This is a genomic window from Haladaptatus salinisoli, assembly GCF_020614375.1.
GTDB classification, from domain to species: domain Archaea; phylum Halobacteriota; class Halobacteria; order Halobacteriales; family Haladaptataceae; genus Haladaptatus; species Haladaptatus salinisoli.
Genome location: NZ_CP085327.1, coordinates 1,628,001 through 1,644,653 on the forward strand (window position 1 = coordinate 1,628,001; position 16,653 = coordinate 1,644,653).

15 protein-coding genes and 1 pseudogene are annotated in these 16,653 nt (G+C 64.6%); 7 read left to right on the forward strand and 9 right to left on the reverse strand.

The features are described 5' to 3' along the window. The first annotated feature begins 129 nt into the window (after positions 1 to 129). The 3 genes and pseudogenes from LIX00_RS08955 (at position 130) to LIX00_RS08965 (ending at position 2,962) form a co-directional block, all read left to right on the forward strand. Positions 130 to 972 carry a M14 family metallopeptidase gene (locus LIX00_RS08955; RefSeq protein ID WP_227352849.1) on the forward strand — a complete coding sequence of 281 codons (843 nt, stop codon included), beginning with the start codon at positions 130 to 132 and terminating at the stop codon, positions 970 to 972. Positions 973 to 1,063: 91 nt separating this feature from the next. Beyond that, positions 1,064 to 2,155, forward strand: coding sequence for a DHH family phosphoesterase (locus LIX00_RS08960; RefSeq protein WP_227352850.1), 1,092 nt, complete (start codon positions 1,064 to 1,066; stop codon positions 2,153 to 2,155). Next, positions 2,152 to 2,962 (forward strand): annotated as a pseudogene (locus LIX00_RS08965) (BtpA/SgcQ family protein). The gene LIX00_RS08960 and the pseudogene LIX00_RS08965 overlap by 4 nt, the downstream one beginning before the upstream one ends. A gap of 207 nt (positions 2,963 to 3,169) precedes the next feature. On the opposite strand, the gene LIX00_RS08970 reads toward LIX00_RS08965, so the two are convergent. From LIX00_RS08970 to LIX00_RS08990, 5 genes are all read right to left on the reverse strand, one after another. Beyond that, positions 3,170 to 4,633, reverse strand: a complete 1,464-nt coding sequence (locus tag LIX00_RS08970) for a hypothetical protein (protein ID WP_227352851.1) — start codon at positions 4,631 to 4,633, stop codon at positions 3,170 to 3,172. Positions 4,634 to 5,016: 383 nt separating this feature from the next. Further along, on the reverse strand, positions 5,017 to 5,280 hold the full coding sequence (locus LIX00_RS08975) for a hypothetical protein (RefSeq protein WP_227352852.1): 264 nt from the start codon (positions 5,278 to 5,280) through the stop codon (positions 5,017 to 5,019). A 76-nt stretch (positions 5,281 to 5,356) separates the two neighbouring features. Next, positions 5,357 to 5,770: a DUF5807 family protein gene (locus LIX00_RS08980; RefSeq protein WP_227352853.1), complete on the reverse strand. Its 414-nt coding sequence runs from the start codon at positions 5,768 to 5,770 to the stop codon at positions 5,357 to 5,359. Further along, complete coding sequence (locus LIX00_RS08985; RefSeq protein WP_227352854.1) at positions 5,767 to 6,204, reverse strand: DUF7112 family protein; 438 nt, start codon at positions 6,202 to 6,204, stop codon at positions 5,767 to 5,769. The genes LIX00_RS08980 and LIX00_RS08985 overlap by 4 nt, the downstream gene beginning before the upstream one ends. 42 nt (positions 6,205 to 6,246) lie before the next feature. Beyond that, the gene (locus tag LIX00_RS08990; RefSeq protein ID WP_227352855.1) at positions 6,247 to 6,648 is read right to left on the reverse strand and encodes a 30S ribosomal protein S6e; all 402 of its coding nucleotides are present in this window, start codon (positions 6,646 to 6,648) and stop codon (positions 6,247 to 6,249) included. 104 nt (positions 6,649 to 6,752) lie between these two features. On the opposite strand from LIX00_RS08990, the gene LIX00_RS08995 reads away from it, so the two are divergent. Then, entirely contained in the window at positions 6,753 to 8,090 is a 1,338-nt protein-coding gene (locus LIX00_RS08995) for a metallophosphoesterase (RefSeq protein WP_227352856.1), read from the forward strand. A 23-nt stretch (positions 8,091 to 8,113) separates the two neighbouring features. Here LIX00_RS08995 and LIX00_RS09000 read toward each other — a convergent pair whose 3' ends face one another. Then, on the reverse strand, positions 8,114 to 8,524 hold the full coding sequence (locus LIX00_RS09000; protein WP_227352857.1) for an RDD family protein: 411 nt from the start codon (positions 8,522 to 8,524) through the stop codon (positions 8,114 to 8,116). Positions 8,525 to 8,824: 300 nt separating this feature from the next. Here LIX00_RS09000 and LIX00_RS09005 point away from each other — a divergent pair, with 300 nt between their 5' ends. After that, positions 8,825 to 10,267 carry an O-antigen ligase family protein gene (locus tag LIX00_RS09005; RefSeq protein WP_227352858.1) on the forward strand — a complete coding sequence of 481 codons (1,443 nt, stop codon included), beginning with the start codon at positions 8,825 to 8,827 and terminating at the stop codon, positions 10,265 to 10,267. Between the two features lie 22 nt (positions 10,268 to 10,289). Here the strand turns inward: LIX00_RS09005 and LIX00_RS09010 are convergent, their stop codons facing one another. From LIX00_RS09010 to LIX00_RS09020, 3 genes are read right to left on the reverse strand one after another with little or no spacing between them, the layout of a single operon-like run. Further along, entirely contained in the window at positions 10,290 to 11,828 is a 1,539-nt protein-coding gene (locus LIX00_RS09010; RefSeq protein WP_227352859.1) for a flippase, read from the reverse strand. 42 nt (positions 11,829 to 11,870) lie between these two features. After that, on the reverse strand, positions 11,871 to 13,190 hold the full coding sequence (locus LIX00_RS09015; protein ID WP_227352860.1) for a sulfatase-like hydrolase/transferase: 1,320 nt from the start codon (positions 13,188 to 13,190) through the stop codon (positions 11,871 to 11,873). A gap of 16 nt (positions 13,191 to 13,206) precedes the next feature. Further along, positions 13,207 to 14,142 (reverse strand): hypothetical protein, encoded by a 936-nt coding sequence (locus LIX00_RS09020; RefSeq protein WP_227352861.1) that lies wholly within the window; start codon positions 14,140 to 14,142, stop codon positions 13,207 to 13,209. 118 nt (positions 14,143 to 14,260) lie between these two features. Here LIX00_RS09020 and LIX00_RS09025 point away from each other — a divergent pair, with 118 nt between their 5' ends. Together LIX00_RS09025 and LIX00_RS09030 are read left to right on the forward strand one after the other, a co-directional pair. Next, on the forward strand, positions 14,261 to 15,391 hold the full coding sequence (locus tag LIX00_RS09025; protein ID WP_227352862.1) for a glycosyltransferase family 4 protein: 1,131 nt from the start codon (positions 14,261 to 14,263) through the stop codon (positions 15,389 to 15,391). Between the two features lie 72 nt (positions 15,392 to 15,463). Next, positions 15,464 to 16,642 carry a glycosyltransferase family 4 protein gene (locus tag LIX00_RS09030; protein WP_227352863.1) on the forward strand — a complete coding sequence of 393 codons (1,179 nt, stop codon included), beginning with the start codon at positions 15,464 to 15,466 and terminating at the stop codon, positions 16,640 to 16,642. Positions 16,643 to 16,653 lie beyond the last annotated feature (11 nt).

Here is a 16,653-nt window from a genome sequence, read left to right on the forward strand (position 1 = left end):
TACCGTCGGGATTCGGCCGACATAATTTCAATATTATATTATGATTATCCATATTATTTTAGATTATATATATATATATATACTCTATTAAGAAAGTAATATAAACAACATCGTTGTCTGATTTTTCGGATGGCAAACGAAAATCGTAAGCAGAAGTCGGATCGAATCGCCATCGACTCCGCCAGTTCGCGCCGAGCGTTCGTGCGGAAGATGGGGGGAACACTCGCGGCAACCGCGATCGTCTCGTCCGGAGCCGGCGCGGTTTCAGCCGCCGAAACGCGCCGCTCGTACACCATCCGTGAGGGGACGGAAGACGAAACACGGGTGTACGTCATCGACGCCGGGGAACCGGGGCCGACGGCGGTCGTCGTCGGTGGAATCCACGGGAACGAGGAGTCCGGATACCTCGCGGCGGACGACGTCGCCACGTGGTCGATCGACAAGGGAAAACTCGTCGTGATACCGCGGTCGAATCCCGTCGCCATCGACCGCGGGACGTACGTGAACGACAACGGTAATCTGAACCGGAAGTTCCCGCCGGGCAAGGAGCCGACGACGGCGCTCGCCCGGGCGCTGTGGAACGCCATCGACAGCCACAACCCGAACACGGTGTTGAACCTCCACGCCTCGCAGGGGATTTACCGGGAAGACGACGGACCGGACGGGTCGGGACAGGCTATCTACCCGACGTACTCGGAAGGGGCCGGGGAGGACGCCGTGATGACCGCGAGGTACATGAATCGGTACCACGTTCCCGACTCCTACCCCGAGTACCTCGCGTTCAAACGCGGGAACACCATCGACGCGGATCGGCCGTTGTTGATACATAAAGTCGCGGGGGACATGCGGATTCGGGGGTACATCCTCGAAGTGACGACGTACGACACGGAGCTCGATACGCGCGTCCGGTGGCACCTGAACATGGTTCGTCACCTCCTGCGCCGGAACGGAATCGACAGAACGTACGACTAATCAACGGTGGGGTGCGTCCGGGTCGCGACGGATAGCCCGACCCCTCCCGCGATATCAAGCAACTCTTTGCGCCGGGCGTCTGAGAAGACGTATGGAAGACTGGGTCATCGACGACGAGAACCTCTCGCTCGAACGGAAATCGCTGCTGCCGGGCGAGGGCTTTTTCGTGCCCGATTCGTTCGAGGAACGGAAAGAAGAGCAGGAAGCACAGGAGGCGCTGTCCGGCGCGGACGTGGCGGTGGTCGCCGACCCGGACGCCGACGGACTGGCCGCGACGGCGCTCGTCCGCGAAGCCTACGGCGACGGTGCGCTCATCGACGCCGGGCCGCACGACCTGGACGACGCGTTGGAGCGTGTGGCGGCGTACGGCGAACCCGGCGCGACGGTGTTCGTCTGCGACCTCTGCCCTGACGCCTACGAACCCATCGCGGAGGAGCTGACGGCGCTCGTCGCCGAAGCAGACGCGGTGTACTGGTTCGACCACCACCAGTGGGACGACGCCGTCGCCGACGCGGTGCGCGACGTCGGCGTCGAACTCGTCGTCGGCGAGTCGGAAGAGGAGTGTACCGCGGACGTGGTGGCTCGGTCGCTCGACTACGACTTCCCGGAGTACCTCGTCGAACTCGCCGCCGTCACGCGCGACCACGACCTCTGGCTCCGCGAAGATCCGCGCAGCGACGACCTCGCGGACTACTCCTACTGGTCGGAACCCGAGGAGTACATGGCGGTCGTCCAGAGATACGGCGCGAATCTCCCCGAGGAGGTGCGGCAGTTCCTCGCCGAACAGCGCGTCGAGAAGGACGCGCTCGTCGAGCGAGCGGTGGAGCGCGCCGACATGGAGGAGATAGGAGACTGGACGGTCGGCGTCACCTACGGTCGCTGTTCGCAGAACGAGGTCGCCGAGGCCATGCGCGAGCGGGGGGCGGACGCCTCGGTCGTCGTCAAACCCGCCGGGAGCGCGAGCATACGCGGCACCGACGAGTTCCAGCGGTGCCACGAGGTCGCCCGGCAGGTCAACGGCGGCGGCCATCCGAAAGCCGCGGGGTGTAAGCCCGACATCTACGACGACATGCTGGACTACGCCCACCACTGGACGACGCAGGGCGCGGTGGCGAAGCAGGTGATTCTCGACGGCTTCCGGAATCTGGAACCAGACGACTCCGAGGAAGCGAGCGAAGAATGAACGCGCTATCGGGCGACGCCATCGTCGGCATGGTACACCTGCCGGCATTGCCCGGCGCGCCCGGGTACGACGGCGATTTCGACGCCGTCCGCGCCCGGGCGCTCGCCGACGCCCGGGCGCTCGAAGCGGGCGGCGCGGACGCCATCGTGGTCGAGAACTTCGGAGACGCGCCGTTCTTCCCCGACGACGTGCCGAAACACGTCGTGGCGTCGATGACCCGCGTCGCGACCGAACTCCGGCGGGCGGTGGACCGCCCGCTCGGCGTGAACGTCCTCCGGAATGACGCCGAGGCGGCCCTCTCGGTCGCGGCCGCCGCCGGAGCCGAGTTCGTGCGCGTGAACGAACGTTCACGCGGGCGCGCGCGTGACCGACCAGGGCATCGTCGAGGGGCGGGCGCACGAGACGCTCCGCCTCCGCGACGAACTCGACAGCGACGTCGCGATTTTCGCCGACGTGGAGGTGAAACACTCCGCGCCGCTGGCGGAGCGGCCGCTCGCCGAACTGGTCGCGGAAACCCTCGAACGGGGTCGCGCGGACGGCCTCGTCGTCAGCGGATCCGAGACGGGCCACGCGGTGGACGCGGAGACGCTCGCGTCGGTCGTCGCCTTCCGTGACGACCTCGGCGCGGACGCGCCCGTGCTGGTCGGCAGCGGTACCACGGCGGAAAACGTCGCGGAGTTGGTGGAGATCGCGGACGGTGCGATCGTCGGAACGGCCCTAAAAGAAGACGAAGAGACGGTGAACCGGGTGGACGAGTCGCGAGTTGAAAACCTCGTCTCGCGCGTTCGAAATCGGGACGGACCGTAGCGACCGGGGTCGAACGGACTCCCTCGAAAGGTGACGAGCACTGAGAAGTTCCGACCGAAGCGATTAATTTTCGTTACCCCTCGCATCCCGACCCCCATCGATAAAATACGATACCGTCGGTGAGTTCGGATTCGGGTTTTCGACGACGGGACTGATCTTCGCGTTCCGACGGAGCTATCGGAGGTCTCGAATCCGTCCGTCAAGTCGTTAGCACGACTTCTGCGCGTTCTTCTTGCCGTTGTCGTGGTGCTTGCCCTTCTCGCCGTGGTCGTGGCCCTCGTTGGTCGCTTCCGCCTCGGCGATCTGCTCGTTCTGGTTGACCTGGTAGTTGAACTGCTCCGCGAGCGCGGTGCCGTCGTTCTCGGCGTACGCGACCGCACTGTACTGCTCGTTGACGTTCAACTGCTCGACGTACTGAGCCTGGTCGATGTCGGCGATGGCGGTCTGTTGGTTGAGCTGTGTGCTGCCGTTGTCGTAGCTAACCGCCCAGGAACCATCGCCCTTGGCGTCTTCGCCGTTCAACACCTTGGTGGCTTCCCAGTGTCCGTCCCCGATGTTCACCGCGGTCGCCTCCGCGATTTGCGCGTTGAGGTTCGCCTGGTAGCTGGACTGCGTCGCGTACGAATCGCTTCCGCCGAGGGCGACGGCGATGGCCGCGTTCTGCAAGCTGATGTTCTGCTGGCTGACGTCTTGGAACTGGTCGATGCTGGCCGACGCGTTCTGCGTGTTCGACTGCTTCCCGCCGTCGTCCGTCCGCTTCACGTCCGATTTCGAGACGTTACCTTGCATTCTGGCGGAGGCCGCCGCTTCACTGACCGACTTCGGATCGAAGTTGATCGCCGCGGCGTTCGCAACCTGCTCGTTGACGTTGAACTGGCAGCTCACCTGCCACGCCTTGGCGACGCTTCCCTCGCCGACCGCGATGGCGACCGCGACGCCCTGTTCGTTGACGTTCAGTTGGTCGACGTCCTGCCATTGGACGACCGACGAGTCGGCGTCTTGGTCGTGCTTTGTCTTCTGGTGATGACCGTCGCCGACGTTCGCCGCCAGGGCGTCCGCTTCCTGCACGTTCTGGTTGCGCTGGTAGCTTCGTTGGAACGACCGGGCGTAACTGCCGCCTTGCGCTATCGCGACGGCCGTGCTCTGGCTGTTGTAGTTCAGTTGATCGACTTCCTGTTCCTGTTCGATCTCCGCTTGCGCGGTCTGTTCGCTCTGGTAGGATTGGTCGCTGACGACCCACCCCGAGAACTCGCGCGAGTCGGTATCGCCCGCGAAGATCACGTAGGCATCGTTGACGCCTTTGAACGTGTGTTCCCTATCCTTCTTTTTCGCGTTGATCGACTGCGCGTTACCTTCCTGCGCGTTCGCGTTGGTCTGATAGGCGCGCTGGATCGCGTCCGCCTGTCCGCCGTTTATCGAGATCGCGACGGCGTTTTCCTGCTGGTTGACGTTTAGCTGGTCGACGTCCTGGTACTGAATGACCTCCGACGAGGATTCCTGCGAACTCGACTGCGCGCTTCCGCTCCGATCTTCCAACCACGATTCGAGGTCGGTCGATTCGGTGTCGACACCGAACACGAGGTAAACGTTCCGTCCGTTCGCGTCCGTCGCGGCGCTCGATGCGGCCGAGAACACGGTGCCGGCTCCGATTCCCGCCGCGATCCCTTTCACGTAGTCTCTGCGGTTAAGGTTGCTTTGACTTCCGTTGTTTTTTGGCATGCTACGGAATGGACGAAGACCGATTCCTACTTCGTTATGAGCACGCTGATAGAATAATTAGACAGTAATCAGTACCTACAACGATAGGAGATGCATAATTATCGTCCGAAGAACGAAAAATAACGTCGTCGTTTCGATTTGTTCCCATTCCGGTAGCTTGGATGGAGTACCGGAAGGGTGCTAGGAGTGACGGATCTGAAAGCGAAAATCGGCGACGAGCGATGAACGCGCGGTACCGGTCACGGGAGGGGTCCGCTCGTCGAGAGCGGGATTTTCACACCGCTGTTCGGGCGGAACTCCGAACCGACGGCTACGCTCCTCGCGATCGTGATCCCCTACGGCCTGCGGAACACGTAGGTCGATCCCGCTCGTTCGACGCGAATCGCACCTCCGTCGTGGTCGAAGACGAGCGAGTCGGCGCGGCCGTCGAAATCGTGCAGCAGCATCCCGGCGGTCACTCGGCCGTCGCGCATGACGGTGAATCGGGCCACCCCCATCCGGGAGACGAGTCTCGCGTCGGACGCGTCGACTTCCCCGGCGAACCGACGGAGGTTCGACTCGACCGCGTTCCAGTCGGAGAGCGGTACGCGTTCTACCATACCGAATCCGTCGGCGGGCGCGAGCAAAGCGGTGACGGTCGGTGCGGTCGCGAGTCGGGCGGTGCGGTCGAACCGGTCAGCGCTCGCCGGCGACCCACTTCTGCGAGAATGCGGTTCCGCACTCGCAGTACGCGTAGGCGTGAATCACGTCCCCCTCGGCGTAGAGGCCGCCGACCTCGTCGTTCTGCGCTTCCGCGAACGCGAAGACGAACTCCACGTCGTGGTCGCCCTCCGGGCAGTCGCCGCCCGCGAGATTCGGTGCGATTTCCCCGTCGGTTCCCATCGCCCGCTTTGCGAAGCTCATCGCGTCCATCCCGGTCGCCTTCCGGAAGACGCTTCGGCCCGTCTCGCCGGAGACGACGACGAGCGTCCCGCCGGGAACCGACTCGCCGTGCTCGGCGAGCGAGTCGCCCGAGACGAACGAATCGGCGAGGAAAAGGGCGACGTCGTCCGTGCGCTCGCCGGCCAGGAACTCGTCTCGTTTACTCATCGGTCTTCGACCTCGCGCGCGATGTCGGCGAGGCTGTCGTCCGGTTTCTCCGTCGCCGTGTACACCGCCCGCTCGCCGGGATTTCGGAGCCCGTACTGGAATCCTTCCTCGACCACGTCGACGAGCACGGACTGGCCGAGTTCGCGGTCGCTCCCGGCGAACCACTCGACGAGCCGATTCTCGCCGTCGCCCGGGTTGCGAGCGAGTCGCGGCGTGTCGTACGCGCCGCGGATGAGCCGACCGTCGCCGGTCAGCGGACGCTCGATTCTGGCGCGGTACTCGGTGTCGTCGATGACGAGTCGGACGAGTTCGTCCGCCGGAAAGGCGTCCGCGTCGTCCGCCGATATCTCGATGCGCGGACGGTTCGTCGCGCCCGCCTGCGCGAGCGTCGCCCGGACCGTCTCCGTGGTGTCGCTGGAAACCCGCTGGGTCATGCTGATGAAAAGACTGTGAACGTGTTTGAATGCTGTGTCGCGCTACTCGTCTTCTTCGTCGCCGCCTTCGCCGTACAGCTCGTCGACCGACTGGTCGCCGCGCTCGGCGATCTTGACGTTCAGTTGGGCGACGGCCTCGCTGACTTCCTTGCCGCGGACGGAGATACGACGGCGCTCGCCGTCTCGCTCGGGATTGTAGCCCGTGCCGCCTTTGAGGAGCACGTCCTTCAAGTTCGGGCCGGCGACGTCGCTGCGCATCGGGCGACCGGCGTTGTCGGAGCCGCCCGTTATCTCGACCGTGTAACCGTCGAGTCCGACGGCGCTCCCGTCCACGTCCTCGCCGATGGATTTGCCGAGGAATCGGTTCGCGTCCTGTCCGTCGATGTCGCGCTGATACGCCGCCCCGGAGTCGGGGTCCGCGACGACGACCTGAAAGTTTGCCATACGGGAGAAATATCGGGCGCTCCCTAAAAGGACATCGAAACCGACCGTCTTCCGGACGAAACTCCTTTCGCCCGCGCGGTCGTTGTCTCCCGACGGAGGAGGGGATGGCCGAGGTCTACTACTTCGTCAGCGACCTTCACGTCGGTGGCGACGAGCAGTTACAGGAGTGCGAGTTCGAGGACGAGTTCGTCGAGTTCCTCCGACGGCTCGAAGAGGCCGACGAGGACGCGGAGCTGATAATCCTCGGCGACGCGTTCGGCCTCTGGGAGTTCACCGAGACGGACGGGATGGCGAAGTTCGAGGAACTCGTCGAGCACCATCCGAAGCTCTTCGACCAGCTTCGGGCGACCGGCGAGAGCGTCACCATCACGCTCATCCCCGGCAACCACGACGCCGAACTGGCGGGGTACGCGGAGTACGTCGAGCGGTTGGGCGAGTACAACGTCGAACTCGACGCGACGCTCTCGCTGACCAGACCCGTGGCCGGGCGAACCATCTGGATAGAACACGGGATGCAGCGGGACCCGCACAACCGGATGCCCGACTTCGGTAATCCGCGGGCGAATCCGCTGGGGTACTTCGTGAACCGCCACGTCACGAGCAAGGCCGGACAGCTCTCGGGACGCGGGCGGTACAACTGGCTCAAGGACATCCAGTCGGTGACGCCGCTCGAAGAGATACCGGACTGGATCGCCTCGAACTACTTCTACCGGGAGATGAGCCCGTTCCTCCGGTACGCCGCGCTCCCGTTTCTGTTGCTCTTTCAGGCGAGCCTCGTCTATCTGGTCGTTCTCCTGCTGGAGGACAGCGGACTGCTCGGAACGACCGTCGTGACCGATTTGACGACCGCGTTCCTCCGCCGGTTCGGGCTGGTCGGCGACCTCGTCGAGTTCGTCGTCTACGTCAACCTCGTCGTCGTCGGCCTCCTGTTCGTCCTCTCGATACCGCTGTACTTCTTCGCCCGCGACGCGCGAAAGACGCTCGAACGGTTCGACCTCGTCCGGTCGAACTCGGACGCGGAACCGTCCGACGCCACCTACGTCGAGGCCGCGCTCGACGTGTTCGAAACCGAACCGGACGTCGCGGCGTTCGTCTACGGGCACACCCACCGAGTGTCGTTGACGAGGGTCGGAAAGCGCGTCATCATCAACACCGGCACGTGGCTCAAGCGACTGCACCGGACGCCGACGTGGATCGGAATCCTCCCTCCCGTCTACTACCCGTCCTTCCGGCTGAACTACTTCCGAATCTACGAGGAGGCGGGGAACGTCGTCGTCGAGTACGAGACCGTCGAGAAGGACGCGCCGAGGGAACTCACCGTGCTCCAGCGACTGCTGACCCGGCGACCGAAGCCCGACCCCGAGATTCCCGAGCGGACGGTTCTCGAATCGCCGCGGAAGGAGACCGTCGAATCGCCGACGCAGGCGGACGGCGGGGAGTAGCGAACCGAACTCGGAGGCGCGGGTTATCGCGCCCGGACGACCACGGTGTCGGCGGCCACGTCGCCGATTCGCTGGCGGTCGTCGTTGGTGAGCATGACGACGAGCGCGACGGCGTAACTCAGGATTCCGTCGATGATTCGAAGCAGATTGCGGACGAGCGAGGCGCCCATCGTACACGGGTCGCCCGAGCGCTTGACGACGACGATGCCGAGCAGACGCTTGCCGAACGTTTGGCCGAACAACCCTTCGAGGACGATGAAGTACCCGAACATGCCCGAGAAGACGCCGAGAAAGATGCCCGCTCTGCCGAGAGAGAGTCCGAGCGCCACGCCGAGGGCGACGCCGGCGACGAACGAGATGACGTGGTCGACGACGAACGCGGCGACGCGACTGAGGATTACGTCCTGTTCCGTTTCTATGACCGGTTCGACCATGGAATCCGGTTATTCACCGGAAGAATAAGTTTTCCGTTCGCCGAGAGAAGATGACCGAGACGGCGATGGAGCGAGGCGTTCCTCTCGCGATCGGCGGTGAAGGCTCCGCCTGACATCCCCCGAACGCCGGTCCACGCGCGGGAACGGGGAATTGGCCGATTCGCTCGATGCGCGAAACGGCCGACATAACGGAATTCGAGACGGCGTGGATTTTAGTATCATAACGGTAATTTTCACATTTCTGTGGAAATGTTCTATAGCGGCGTGTGCAGTACACCCCGACATGAGGATCGAGAGAACATGACGCTGGGAGAACAACGCACACCTTCGACGACGCTCCCGGTAAACCCGTTTCGGCGCGAGCTCCTCCCGCTCGTGCTCGTACAGCTCTTTCTAGTTCCCCTTCTCTTCGCCGACGTGCTGCTCCGAGCCACGAACAGGCCGGAGTGGGTCAGCGCGTTTCACCTCAACCTCCTGTACGTGCTCTTTGCCCCGGTTCTCCTGTTCGCGTACGCCTACTATCGGCCGGACCGGAACCTCTGGCTCCACGTCGCGCAGTTGGCGATACTGATACTGCTGACGTTCGCCCTGCTCCGACAGGAGTACAAGTACATACCCCCCGCCGACGAGGGGCGCACCATCCACGTCGCCATCCTCTACCTCTACTACCTCGCGTACCCCCTGCTCGGGTACGACCTCGTGTCGTTCTTCCGCGAACGCGCGGTGTATATTGCGGCGTACGCCACCGTTCTCGGCGTCTACTTCTTCCACGTCGACGGAATGGCCGCCGGGTCGGGGAAAGCGCGGTTCGTCGTGATGGTCGCGCTGATCTTCGGGATGAACCTCTTTTTCATCCCGCGACACGTCTCCCGCGACGTCTTCCTGTGGGCGCTGAGCCTCGCGGCGACGTTCGCGGTCGGGCTCGGACTGCCCGCCTACCTGTTCGGGGAGTACCAGGTGTCGTGGTTGCAGATGCGGCTGTTCGCGGCCGAGTTCACGGCCCCCCTGCTCGGCGTCAAACTGCACTACCTGCAGTCCATCTTCGCGAACCCGAACACCCTCGGCGGACTCGCGTTCGCGGGCGCGTTCGCGGCGCTCGTGCTGGCGGGCGAGGCCGCCCGGCGTCGGTCGTTCGCCGTCGTGCCGATCGCGGGGGCGATGTTCCTGTTGAACGGTATCGGCGTGTACGCGAGCTACTCCCGGGCGAGCTGGCTCGCCTTGGCGCTCGCGTCGACGGTGTACGCCTCGTACCTCGCGTTCGACCGACGAACCGTCGCCTACGCCACCGTCGCGCTCGGCGCGCTGACGGTGCTCTTCTTCGCGGGCATGTTCCTCTCCGTCGTTCCCATCGACCCGCACGGTCGGTTCGCGCTCTGGCGGGGCGGACTCGGCGCAGTGCTGCACGCGCCGAGTCCGTTCGGGTACGGGGTCGTCGCCGAAGATCAAGTCATCGCGCCGTTCGTGCCGGACGCCAACTTCCGAGGCTACTCGCCGCACAACTCCTACATGGTGATATTCCTCAACACCGGAATCGTCGGCGGACTCGCGTATCTGGTGTTGACGCTCGGGAGCATCGCCGAGGGGCTGTTCCGCTACGAGACCGTCGACGTTCCGATGCTCGGCTTCGCGGTGGGCTTCTCGGTTCACCACCTGTTCGAGGCGTACACGATGTTCAACATCGCCGTCGCCTCCGTCGTCTCCGCGCTCGTGTTCGGCTACCTCATCTGCGGCTATCGCCGGTAACCCGAAGGCGGTCGGGGAATCGTCACCGCGCGACGCGGCGCGCGACCCGTTTCGCCCCTTCGAGGTCGACGCCGAACCGCTCCTCGAAGCTCTCCACGAGCGCGAGTTCCTCCTCCTCGATGGCTCCGAGCGCGAGTATCGCCGCGACGTAGACGGCGCAGAACAGCGCGAACGCGCCGACGAGGGTGACGAGGGTGATATCCAGCAGGATCGACGCGCCGCCGTAGGCGACCGCGGCGGCGACGCCCGCCGCGGTCGCGGTTCGGAACAGCGTCCCTCTGAAGGGGTGGAGTCCGACGGCGCGGTAGAGCTGCGCGAGATACAGGACGTTCATCAACAGGTAGCCGACGGTGGTCGCGACCGCGGCCCCGAGGTACGAGTACCGGGGGATGAGGACGACGTTGAGCGCGACGTTCACCGCCGCGACGGCGACGTTGTCGTACATGATGAGCCGCGTCTTCCCGACCGAGGTCAGCGTATTTCCGGCCGGTCCGGCGACGGCGTGCGCCAGAAACCCGAACGCGAGGAGCGAGAGGGTGAACGCCCCCGCGACGTACTCCTTGCCGAACGTGTTTCGAATCACGACCTCGGGGAAGAGGACGACGACGAGGAAGATGGGAGTCGTCGCCAGGAACACCCACTTGGAGACGAGTTGGTACATCCGCCGCATCTCCCCGAACTCGCCGTTCGAGTGAAGCTTCGAGATGACGGGCATGAAGATGAAGCCGAACGACGTGAGCACGACCGTCAACATCGACGCGATGGGGTACACCGAGTTGTAGACGCCGATGCCGCCGGTTCCGTCGGCGAGAACGCCGAGCATGAAGATATCGATGTTCGCCAGGATCATGTTCATCGTCGCGGTTATCATGATGGGAGCCGAGAACAGCAGCAACTCGCCGTGCATCCGCGCCGGTTCGACGCGCTCGAAAAGCGGCGTGTGGCGGACGAGGTAGTAGCACCCGAACAGCGCCGCGACGCCGTAGGAGGCGGCGTACGCCCACGCGACCCCCGTCGTCCCGAGACCGAAGAACACCGCGCCGACGATCAGCGCGAGGCGGGAGACGGGGACGGCGAGGTTTTCGAGGTACACCTTCGGAATCGAGTCCTCCATCCCCCGGATGCTGCCGATGGTGAGCTTGACGAACGCCATGAACGGAACCGCCAGCCCGAAGATGCGGACGATGGGCGTGAGCGCCGGGTCGCCGAACACCACCGCCGCGATCGGCTCGGCGAGGAGCGCGACGCCGACGCCGACGGCGAGCGCCAGCGGCACGACGATCTGAAACGCGGAGAGGAGCACGCCGCGCCTGTGCGCTCCCTCCTCGAATCGAGGGAGGTAGCGGCCGATACCGGTGTCGGTGCCGACCAGCGCGAGAACCGAGAGCATCGTCATCATCGTGATGCCGAGCGAGACGCTCCCGTAATCCACCTTCCCGAGGGTGCGGGCGATGAGGAGCTTCGAACCGAAGTTGATCCCGAGTTGAAGCATCATCCCGCCGAAGAGGAGGGCCCCCGACGACGCGAGCACTCGCGAGAACTTCGTGGCGTTATCGGACATGGATGTGGGGTTGGTGAAGGCGGCTCTTTGCTCTCGTCCGGTTCACGCGTACCCGAGATCTTCCAGTCGGTCTTTTATCTCGTCGGGAACGTCGTTGTTCCGCTCCACGTCGCGCGTGTCGAGGTCGTCCCGAAGTCGCCGGATTCGGTCGGTCACGGCGGCCGCGTCGGGCGCGTCCGCGGAGCCGACGCGTTCGACGCCGTCGAGCGTCTCGAAGCCGTAGTAATCGCGCGGCGCGACGTAGCCGCGGAGTTCGCGGTCGTACGATTCGGCTTCCGTCTCGTACCCGTTCGTTTTGAGCTTCTCCTTGCCCCACGAGGTGAGACCCCGGTACTCGGCGAGGAACTCGCCGTCCGACGGGGGTTCGAGGAGGTTCCGACCGCGCGATTCCCCGTCGACGTCGGCGAGCGCCTGTATCGTCCCGTGGGCGTCGAGGATGCTCGCGGCGGCCGAACTGCGTCCCGACAGCCCCTCGCCGGAGACGACGAACGGGACGTGGGTCAACTTGGGATAGACGCCGTACTCGTGGCCCCACGCACCGTGTTCGCCGAGCAGTTCGCCGTGGTCCGAGAGCGTGATGACGTAGTCGAACTCCTCCGAGAGGTGCTCGAACATCTCGCGGTAGATGTCCGAGAGGTACCGAACGCAGTCTTCGTAGGCCCGCTTCGTCCGCTCGCCGTCCACCTCGCCGATGCTGATATCCCCGACCGAGTTCGTGAGGTCGGGTTCCTCGACCGTCCGGTACTCCGGCGGAGCGCGGTACGGTTCGTGCGCCTCCATGAGATTCAGGAAAAGGAACTCCCGGTCGCCGAACTCCGTCCCGCGTATCAGTTCGAGGGCGTCGGTGGCCCCGCCGTACTCGGTCGGCGCGTCCTTTCGGAGGAGGTCGAAACCAGTCTTGAGCGACGGGATGGTCGCCGAATCGTCGCGGATGCAGGCGTAGAGCGCTCTGAGATACTTCTCGACGCCCGTACTGTCCGTGGTGCGGTTGAACTCCTTCCAATTGAACTGGTTCTCGTCGTTCAGGTAGTCCATTCCTTCGGGCGCGGCGAACGCGTCGAATCCCCTGTCGAAATCGAAGTGCGAGGAGACGTTGGTGTTCGCGCTGAACGCCCGTGTCGTGTAGCCCGCGTCCCGAAGTTCCTCGGCGAGCGCGGGCGTCTCGCAGTCGAAGTACAGATTCTTCGCGTGAACGCCGACCTCGCTCGGATACCGTCCGGTGAAGAGCGATGCGTGGGAAGGCACGGTCCAGTTGGACGTGGAGTACGCCCGGTCGAACCGTCTGCCGGGCAACCAGTCGAAGTGGCGATCGAACGCGTCTTTTCGCAGGGTGTCGAGGACGACGAGTGCAACGTTTGTCATTCCGTATCAGTCTCCGTTACTTGTAGCCGAGCGATTCCAGTCGTTCGTCGAGCGTCTCCTGTTCGACCGCGTCGTACTCGTTCGCGGTCGGCGGTTCGCCGGTGATCGTCCGTCGGGTTCGAGCCGGATAGACGTGCCACGGCACCTTCACCAGCGATTCCGCCGTCGCGTACTTCGGGTGGGCGTAGCGGTGGGGACTGGCCGACAGCACGCTGTACGCCGATTCGTCCAGCAGATTTCCGTGGTCGGAGGTGATCACGGTCTTCCCGTCCAACCGTTCGCACAACTCCTCGATTATCGGCACGACGACCTCCAGATTCTCGTCGTAGGCGCGTTTCAGCGTCTCCGGGGAGAGTTCGCCGTCTCGGACTCGCGCCCAGACCTTCTGCTTCGCGCTCCCCTTCGACGTCTCGCCGAGCGCCCGCTGTCGGGCGGAGTTGTTCCCGCTCATCACGCCGATCTCCTCCATGGCGGTCGGGCCGACGAAAGGGTGGTGCGGCTGCATGAAGTGGGCGACGACTCGCTTGTTCGGGTAGCGTTCGACGGCGCGGAGGGTCTCGTCTCGAATATCCCCGGGGAGGACGGTGCCGTGTTCCTCGTCCCAGTGGGTTTTCCACACCTCTTCGAGCGCGTGGAACGAGTCGCCGGCGTCCATCGACACGAAAGGGTTTCCAGTCACGTACACGGTGTCCAAGAACTCTCGCCCGGCGAAGTTGTTGGCGACGAACTCGCGGGTCGCGGACCCCTTCGATCGGCGGGACTGGAGGTCGCCGGGGAGGTCGACGAGTCGCTCGAACATATCGTACCGACACGCGTCGAGGATCAGGAGGTTGTCCCAGTCCTCGGCCATCACGTCGCAGCCGAGTATCCGATTCTCGGTCCGCCCGGCGTACCGTCGCACCTTGTACAGTATCTTCACGGGGTCGTCGATAGCTTTTTTTACCTTATTCATATTTTCCAAGATATCGGTGAAGGAGTTGGATTCTATTGCGGGTAGACAGGGTGGAAGCATAATACTTGTTGCAGGCGAACCGGGAGGTTACTTATACTAACGAAAAAAGTTGCCTGCTATGGCTCGAATCGCCGTCGTCCACCCCGACTTTTCGGTCAAGGGCGGTGCGGAAGCCGTCTCGATGAACGTTCTCGAAGCCCTCCAAGCCGACCACGATGTGACCCTCTTCACGACGGTGCGTCCGGATTTCGACGCGCTGAACCGCTACTACAACACCGAGGTCGGCGGCGTTTCGGTGGCGGTTCCGGCGGTCAACTCGCTCGCGCGACGGCTCGTCGGTTCGCGGTTCGGGCTGGTGCAGTACGCGATCTTGAACCGCGCGATACGGTCGAAGACGGACGCGTTCGACCTCGTCGTCGGGACGTACAACGAACTGGCGGCCGGCGATTCCGCCCTGCTCTACGTCCACCACCCCCTGTATCGCCAGCCGGAGGAATCGCTCGACGCGCGCGAACAGACGAGCGCGCGTCGGGCGTACGAGCGGCTCTGTTCCGCCGTCGCGGGCGTGACCGACGAACACCTCCGGCGGAGCACGGTGTTCGCCAACTCCGGCTGGATGGCGAAACTCGTGAACCGCGTGTACGACGCCGACGCGCGACCGCTCTACCCGCCGGTCGATACGACGGAGTTCGACCCCCTCCCGCCGGACGAACAGGAACTCGGCTTCGTCGCCATCGGTCGATTCGCGCCCGACAAGAACACCTTGCGGAACATCGAGATAATCGAGCGCGTTCGGGAGCGCGGCCACGACGTCCACCTCCACCTCGTCGGGCCGTCCCACCTGTCGGACTACCACGAGCGGGTGCGGCGGACGGCGGCCGAGTACGATTTCGTCCACGTCGAGGAGGAACTGCCCCGGGAGGAGTTGACGAAACTGGTGGACGCGCACCGCTACGGACTGCACGGGAAGGAGAACGAACACTTCGGGATGGTCGTCGCGGAGATGCTCGCCGGGGGCGCGATACCCTTCGTCCCGAACAGCGGCGGGCAGCGCGAAATCGTCGACGAACGCCCCGAACTGCTCTACGACTCCGTCGAGGGCGCGGTCGAGAGGATAGACGCAGTGTTGTCCGATTCCGCGCTCGAAGCGGAGCTCCGAGGCGACCTCGCGCGAGCGAGCGAACGGTTCGGCCGCGCTCGCTTCCGCGAACGAATCCGCGAGACGGTGCGCGAGTCGGTGGCCGACTGAGGTTTCAATCCCGTCCACTGTCCGGAACGACGATAAAATAGATTATGTGGGCGCTCCGACGACGTAGGCACGATGCACGTCGGACTCGACGCGCGGACGCTGACCGGTAACATCTCGGGCGTGGGTAACTACCTCGGAAACGTCGTCGAGGCTGGCGCCTTCGACGGACACACCGTCTCCGCCTACTACGACGCCTCCGAGGGCGAATCGCCGGTCGACCTCGACGTTCCGGACGGAACGACGCTGGAGTGGCGCGCACTCGCACCGCCCGCCGGAATCGACGGACTGCTCGGCCCGGCCGCCCCCGTCTGGTGGGTGAACGTCAGCCTCGCCAAGGCGCTCCGGGACGACGACGTGGACTGCTTTTTCGGCCCGAACTTCGTCCAACCGCTCGCGTTCGGCGGCCCGAGCGTCGTCGTCGTCCACGACATGGTTCACAGGCGGTATCCGGAGACGCATCCGACCGCCTACCACTGGTATCTCAGGACGTTCCTCGCGGGGTCGCTGTGGCGCGCGGACCACGTCGTCGCGGTGTCGGAGAACACCGAACGGGACGTTCGGTTCTACCACGACGTGCCGGAGTCGCGCCTGACCGTCGCGTACGGCGCGGCGAACGAGACGTACCGACCCCGCGACATGTCCGACGAACTCGCGGAGCGACTGCGGGAGCGGTACGACCTCCCGCCGGAGTTCCTGCTCTACGTCGGGAACCTCGAACCGCGGAAGAACCTCGTCGCGCTGCTCCGGGCGCTCCGGGCGTTCGACGACGACGAGCGGCCGCCGCTCGTCGTCGTCGGGCAGGAACACCTCGCGGACGAGGAGTTCGCCGCGGAGTACGAGCGGTGCTCGTTCGCCGACCGAATCACGTTCACGGGGTACGTCGCCGAGGACGACCTCCCGCTGCTCTACGACCTGGCGTCGGCGTTCGTCTACCCGTCGCTGTACGAGGGGTTCGGACTGCCCGTGCTGGAGGCGCTCCAGTCAGGAACGCCGGTGGTCACCTCCGACCGGTCGTCGCTCCCCGAGATAGTCGACGACGCCGCGCTCACCGTCGACCCGCAGAACCCGAGCGCGCTCGCCGACGCGATTCGCACCCTCTGGTTCGACCCGGACGCCCGAGAGCGGTATCGGCGGCGAGGGCGTCGGCGGGCGAGCCGATTTTCGTGGACGCGAACCGCGGCGAAGATAGCGTCGGTGCTCGAATCGGTCGGGGCGGACGACCGAAGTCGTCGCCCCCGCGTTACGACGTAAATTCGAATACA

Excerpts from the sequence above, each read along its gene's own strand:
- LIX00_RS09030 (WP_227352863.1), top strand. The coding sequence starts at position 15,464 with ATGCACGTCGGACTCGACGCGCGGACGCTGACCGGTAACATCTCGGGC.
- LIX00_RS08995 (WP_227352856.1), top strand. The coding sequence starts at position 6,753 with ATGGCCGAGGTCTACTACTTCGTCAGCGACCTTCACGTCGGTGGCGAC.
- LIX00_RS09005 (WP_227352858.1), top strand. The coding sequence starts at position 8,825 with ATGACGCTGGGAGAACAACGCACACCTTCGACGACGCTCCCGGTAAAC.
- LIX00_RS09010 (WP_227352859.1), bottom strand. The coding sequence starts at position 11,828 with ATGTCCGATAACGCCACGAAGTTCTCGCGAGTGCTCGCGTCGTCGGGG.
- LIX00_RS08975 (WP_227352852.1), bottom strand. The coding sequence starts at position 5,280 with ATGGTAGAACGCGTACCGCTCTCCGACTGGAACGCGGTCGAGTCGAAC.
- LIX00_RS09025 (WP_227352862.1), top strand. The coding sequence starts at position 14,261 with ATGGCTCGAATCGCCGTCGTCCACCCCGACTTTTCGGTCAAGGGCGGT.
- LIX00_RS09020 (WP_227352861.1), bottom strand. The coding sequence starts at position 14,142 with ATGAATAAGGTAAAAAAAGCTATCGACGACCCCGTGAAGATACTGTAC.
- LIX00_RS08960 (WP_227352850.1), top strand. The coding sequence starts at position 1,064 with ATGGAAGACTGGGTCATCGACGACGAGAACCTCTCGCTCGAACGGAAA.
- LIX00_RS08990 (WP_227352855.1), bottom strand. The coding sequence starts at position 6,648 with ATGGCAAACTTTCAGGTCGTCGTCGCGGACCCCGACTCCGGGGCGGCG.
- LIX00_RS09000 (WP_227352857.1), bottom strand. The coding sequence starts at position 8,524 with ATGGTCGAACCGGTCATAGAAACGGAACAGGACGTAATCCTCAGTCGC.
- LIX00_RS08980 (WP_227352853.1), bottom strand. The coding sequence starts at position 5,770 with ATGAGTAAACGAGACGAGTTCCTGGCCGGCGAGCGCACGGACGACGTC.
- LIX00_RS08985 (WP_227352854.1), bottom strand. The coding sequence starts at position 6,204 with ATGACCCAGCGGGTTTCCAGCGACACCACGGAGACGGTCCGGGCGACG.
- LIX00_RS08955 (WP_227352849.1), top strand. The coding sequence starts at position 130 with ATGGCAAACGAAAATCGTAAGCAGAAGTCGGATCGAATCGCCATCGAC.
- LIX00_RS09015 (WP_227352860.1), bottom strand. The coding sequence starts at position 13,190 with ATGACAAACGTTGCACTCGTCGTCCTCGACACCCTGCGAAAAGACGCG.